The organism is Nocardia halotolerans (assembly GCF_042650145.1).
Lineage (GTDB): Bacteria > Actinomycetota > Actinomycetes > Mycobacteriales > Mycobacteriaceae > Nocardia > Nocardia halotolerans.
The window spans coordinates 1-5,573 of the sequence record NZ_JBHSDL010000026.1 but is presented as its reverse complement, the minus strand read 5'-3'; the positions used below and the strand labels follow the sequence as shown (position 1 = coordinate 5,573).

At 67.8% G+C, this 5,573-nt stretch carries 2 protein-coding genes; both read left to right on the top strand.

Translation table 11 applies throughout. The features are described 5' to 3' along the window. A partial coding sequence (locus ACFO5K_RS22145; protein ID WP_378566294.1) for a type I polyketide synthase occupies positions 1 to 5,130 on the top strand: 5,130 nt, incomplete at its 5' end. A 15-nt stretch (positions 5,131 to 5,145) separates the two neighbouring features. Next, a partial coding sequence (locus ACFO5K_RS22140; RefSeq protein ID WP_378566291.1) for a beta-ketoacyl synthase N-terminal-like domain-containing protein occupies positions 5,146 to 5,573 on the top strand: 428 nt, incomplete at its 3' end.

The following is a 5,573-nucleotide window of genomic DNA, read 5'->3' as shown; positions in this document are numbered from 1 at the left end:
TTGGCGATGGATCCGCAGCAGCGGTTGTTGTTGGAGGGGGTGTGGGAGGCGTTCGAGGATGCGGGTATCGATCCGGTGTCGTTGCGGGGCAGCGACACCGGCGTCTTCGCCGGGGCGATGTACCGGGACTATGAGATCGCCACCCGCACGATCAGTGATCTCAGTGGCTACTGGGGCACCGGTTCGGCGGGCAGCGTGGTGTCGGGTCGGGTGGCGTATTCGTTCGGGTTGACGGGGCCGGCGATCACGGTGGATACGGCGTGTTCGTCGTCGTTGGTGGCGATCCATCTGGCGATGCAGTCGCTGCGCCGGGGAGAGTGCGCCATGGCCATCGCGGCCGGTGTCACCGTCCTCGCGACTCCCGGTGTGTTCGTGGAGTTTTCGCGGCAGCGTGGGTTGGCGCCTGATGGTCGGTGTAAGTCGTATGGGGAGGGGGCGGATGGGACTGGTTGGTCTGAGGGTTTGGGTGTGTTGGTGTTGGAGCGTTTGTCGGATGCGGTGCGTTGTGGGCATTCGGTGGTGGGGGTGTTGCGTGGTTCGGCGGTGAATCAGGATGGTGCGTCGAATGGTTTGACGGCGCCGAGTGGTCCGTCGCAGGAGCGGGTTATCGGTGCGGCGTTGGTGGATGCGGGGTTGGTGTCGGGGGATGTGGATGTGGTGGAGGGTCATGGGACGGGGACGGTGTTGGGTGATCCGGTGGAGGTGGGGGCGTTGATGGGGGTGTATGGGGGTTCTCGGGTGGGGGAGCCGTTGTGGTTGGGTTCGGTGAAGTCGAATATTGGTCATAGTCAGGCTGCTGCGGGGGTGGCGGGTGTGATCAAGATGTTGATGGCGATGCGGTATGGGGTGTTGCCGAGGTCGTTGCATGTGGGTGTGGGTTCGTCGGGTGTGGTGTGGGAGGGTTCTGGGGTTGGGTTGTTGTCGGAGTCGAGGGTGTGGCCTGAGACTGGTCGGCCGCGTCGGGCCGGAGTCTCTGCCTTCGGCATCGGCGGCACCAACGCGCACGTCATCGTCGAGCAAGCACCCCCCGTCGAACAGCCGGCAGCACCGGATCGGACCGGACCGGACACGGTGGCACCGTTCGCATCCGCCCCGGTCGTCTGGGTGCTGTCGGCCCGATCGGCGAGTGCCCTGACAGGGCAGGCCCGACGCCTACGCGAGCGAGTGCTCGCCGACCCTGAACTGGACCCGGCGGATATCGGGTACTCACTGATCACCACACGTGCGCGATGGGATTGTCGCGCCGTGGTCATCGGCCGCTCACGCACGGAGCTGCTCGCCGGGCTCGAGTCGATCATCGACGCGCGTGACGTGGACCATCGCGATGTCCGGGTCGTGTCCGGTCGAGTCGGGACGGTCGGACGGATCGGTTTCGTGTTTCCCGGCCAAGGCGCACAGTGGCCGCGGATGGCCGAGGATCTGCTCGCGGCTTCGCCCGTGTTCGCGGCGCGTATCGCTGAATGCGAGCAAGCATTCGCGCCACACCTCGATTGGTCACTGCGAGCCGTGCTACGCGGCGACCCTGACGCACCGTCGTTGCAACGGGTGGATGTCGTCCAGCCTGTGCTGTTCTCGATGATGGTGTCGTTGGCAGCGCTGTGGGAGTCGTTCGGAATTCGGCCAGACGGCGTGGTTGGGCATTCGCAAGGCGAAGTGGCGGCCGCGTGTGTGGCGGGCAGGCTGACGCTGGCGGAAGCAGCCCATATCGTCGCGGTGCGTAGCCGGTTGGTGCAGGAGCACGTGGTCGCCGTCGGCGGCAACGGACGGATGATGTCATTGGCCGAGCCGCTCGACCGGGTGCGCGACCGGTTGCGGCGGTGCCCGGACGAGGTGTGGGTGGCCGCGGTGAACGGCCCCGCCGTGATCACCTTGGCCGGCGACGCGAAGGCCCTCGGCGCGGTTTATGACAGTTGCCTGGGCGACGGCGTCTGGGCGCGGTGGATCTCGGTGGACTATGCCTCGCACTCGCCGCAGGTCGACGTGGTGCGCGAGCCATTGCTCGCCGCCCTCGGGCCCCCGGCGGTGGTTGAGCAGACGACGGTCCGATTCCATTCGACCGTCACCGGATCCGAAGCCGGGGTGGACGACCTCGGGGGTGACTATTGGTTCCGCAACATGCGCGAGCCGGTGCTGTTCGATGCCGCCGTGCGGGCAATGGTCCAACAGGGGTACCGCACATTCGTGGAGGCGAGCCCACACTCGGCGCTCACGGTCGCGGTGGGACAGTCCGCGGAGGTCGCCGGATTGGACCCCGCTGCGATGTGCGTGGTCGGCTCGCTGCGGCACGAGGACGGGAATGCGGATCGGTTCCTGCAGTCGCTGGCCGAAGCATTCGTCGCCGGTATGGACGTGGACTGGCGGGTGCTCTACACAGGCCGCGGCGCCCGTCGGATCACGCTGCCTACCTACGCTTTCGACCAGGAACGCTTCTGGGCCGTCCCGGAACCCCGCGGCGACCTGCGGGCACTCGGGATGACGATCGGTGACCATCCACTGCTCGCGGGGTCGGTTCACCTGGCAGACGGGATGGGGTGGCTGGGTACCGGCGTTTGGTCGGTCACCCGCTATCCCTGGCTTCGGGACCACTTGGTTTTCGGCGAGGTCGTGGTCTCGGGTACCACACTGGTAGAGCTGGTTGCCGCGTTCGGCGCCAGAGCCGGTTGCCCGGTGGTCGCCGAACTCACGCTGGAGGCGCCGTTGATCCTGCGCGGCGAGGACGAGGTCGCCGTCCAGATCCGAGTCGGTGAACCCGACGACCACGGCCGCTCCTCGTGCACCGTACATTCCAACCCGGCGCCCGACGACGGCGGCGCATGGATGCGCAACGCCGCCGGCACGCTGGTCGCCGACTCCGTGGCCACCTCGCCCGACGACATCGGGCCGACCGGAGACATCACGCCATGGTGGCCGGACGACGCGGTGCAGATGGACACCGACGGCGCGTACTCGGCGCTGGCACGGCGGGGATTCGGCTACGGCCCGGCCTTCCAGGGGATGCGGACTGTTCGGCGGCACGGCGCGCAGATCTTCGCCGAAGTGGTCGTGCCCCAATCGGATCCAGCCTTCCTCCTGCATCCCGGCGTCCTGGACGCGGCCTTCCATGCCGCGCTGATCGACGCGGGCTCAGCCGACGGTGTCGCGCTGCCGTTCGTCTGGTCGGGTGTGCGGCTCTCGAGGCGAGCTACCCCGGGCGTACTGCGGGTCCGCCTGACACCGGCAGGACCCGATGCGGTGCGCATGGTCGGAGTCGACGAGACCGGACACGTGGTGGCATCGGTGGAATCAGTGGTGTCACGTTCGATTTCCTCGGACCAACTGGCCTCAGCCCGTTCGCAGCCCGACCCGATGTACACCCTCGACTGGAAAGCGACGGCAAGCTCGGCACCGGGAGTACCGGCCCGGATCGTGCTGCTCGGCCCGGATTCAGCTGTGGACGTGGAGCTTGCGGATGTTCGCCGTTATGACGACGTCTGCGCGTTGGTCGCCGCGCTGGACAGCGGCGCGCCGGTGCCCGGTGCGGCGGTCGTCCGGATCCAAGCACCCTCGGGGGGCGATATCGCGCACGCGGTCCACGAAGTGACCCAGCAGGTGCTGGCGGTGGTGCAACAGTGGCTGGCCGCACCGAGTCTGGCGCGCACCCGGCTGGTGGTGGCCACCCACGCCGCGATGACGGTGGACGCCGTGGCCGCGCCGAACATCGCGACGGCACCGGTCTGGGGTTTGTTGCGCAGCGCGCAGTCCGAACATCCGGATCGGTTCGTGCTGGTCGACATCGACCTCGACTACCGCGCCGATCCAGTCGAGTGGTGGCGCGCACTGGATCTCGCGGTCGGCTCCGGTGCTGCCCAGATCGCGGTGCGGGCCGACGGCCTTCGCGTGCCGAGACTCGTGGCCGCGGCACCGGTCAGCGCGGTGCCGTCGGTGTTCGATCCGGACTCGACCGTGCTGATCACCGGTGGCACCAGTGGACTCGGAGCACTGGTGGCCCGCCACATCGTCGCCGAACACGGTGTACGTCACCTGGTTCTGGCGAGCCGCAGCGGCTCCGAGGCTGCGGGCGCCGACGCGCTCGCGGCTGAGCTGACCGCGGCGGGCGCACAGGTGCGTGTCGTAGCCTGCGATGTGGCGGACCGGGCCGCGACCACCGCCCTGGTCGCCGAGATCGGGTCCGAGTACCCGCTGCGCGTGGTCGTGCACAGTGCCGGTGTGCTCGCCGACGGCGTCATCGAGGCGATGACTCCACAAAGTCTCGACGCGGTTCTGGCGGCCAAGGTCGACGCCGCATGGCATCTACACGAAGCCACCAGAGAGCTCGATTTGTCAGCATTCGTGTTGTTCTCCTCGGCTTCGGGCGTGCTCGGCGGTGCAGGACAGGCGAATTACGCGGCGGCGAACGTGTTCCTGGACGCACTCGCACACTCCCGGCAGGCCGCAGGGCTGCCGGCAACATCGATGGCCTGGGGCTATTGGGCGCCCGCCACCGCGCTGACCGGGTCGTTGCGGGAACTGGATGTCTCCCGGATGGGCGATTCCGGTGTGATCGCCATGTCGGCCGAGCAGGGCCTTGCCCTCTTCGATGCCGCGCTCGCCTATGCCGATCCGATGGTCTGCCCGGTCCGGCTCGACCGCGCGATGCTGCGTGCTCAGGCGCGCGCAGACCGCCTCGCGCCGATCTTCTACGAGCTGGTCGGTGCGCGCCATGGCACCGTCGAAACCGCTGATCCGGCGGCCGAACTACGCGACGCGCTAGCGGCTCTCGGCGCCGACGATCGCGAATACCGGCTGCTCCAGGTGGTGCGCGGGGCGATCGCGTCCGTGCTGCACCACCGGTCACCACAGACCATCCCGCCGGAGCGAAGCTTCAAGGAACTGGGGTTCGACTCCCTCGCCGCGGTGCAACTGCGTAACAAGCTGGGCCAGACCACGGGGCTCGCGCTCCCGCCCACCCTTGTCTTCGACTATCCGACGCCCTACCGCATTACCGCTCACCTGCTCGACCGCATGTTCCCGGATCGAACCTGCGCCGAGGGCGTGTCCAGTCGACCGACCACCGATGCCGAGGCGCTGGACGGGATCGACGCACTCGACGACGAAGCCTTGGTTCGCCTTGCCCTGCGTGGCGATCAATAGTTCAGGAGCTGCCCGATGTCGATGTCGATGAACGAGGTTGTCGCGGCATTGCGCGCGTCGATGAAGGAGAACGCGCGGCTGCGCGGCGAACAGCAACGCCTGGCCGACCTGGCACGCGAGCCGATCGCAGTGGTCGGCATGGCGTGCCGCTATCCCGGGGGCGTCGAGTCGCCGGAGCAGCTGTGGAAATTGGTGGCAGACGAAGTCGACGCGATCTCGGAATTCCCCGATGATCGGGGCTGGAATGTGGCGGCCGCTTACGATCCTGATCCGGATCATCCCGGTACGACTTACACGCGTTCGGGTGGGTTCCTGCCGGGTGCTGCGGATTTCGATGCCGGGTTCTTCGGTATCGGTCCGCGTGAGGCGTTGGCGATGGATCCGCAGCAGCGGTTGTTGTTGGAGGGGGTGTGGGAGGCGTTCGAGGATGCGGGTATCGATCC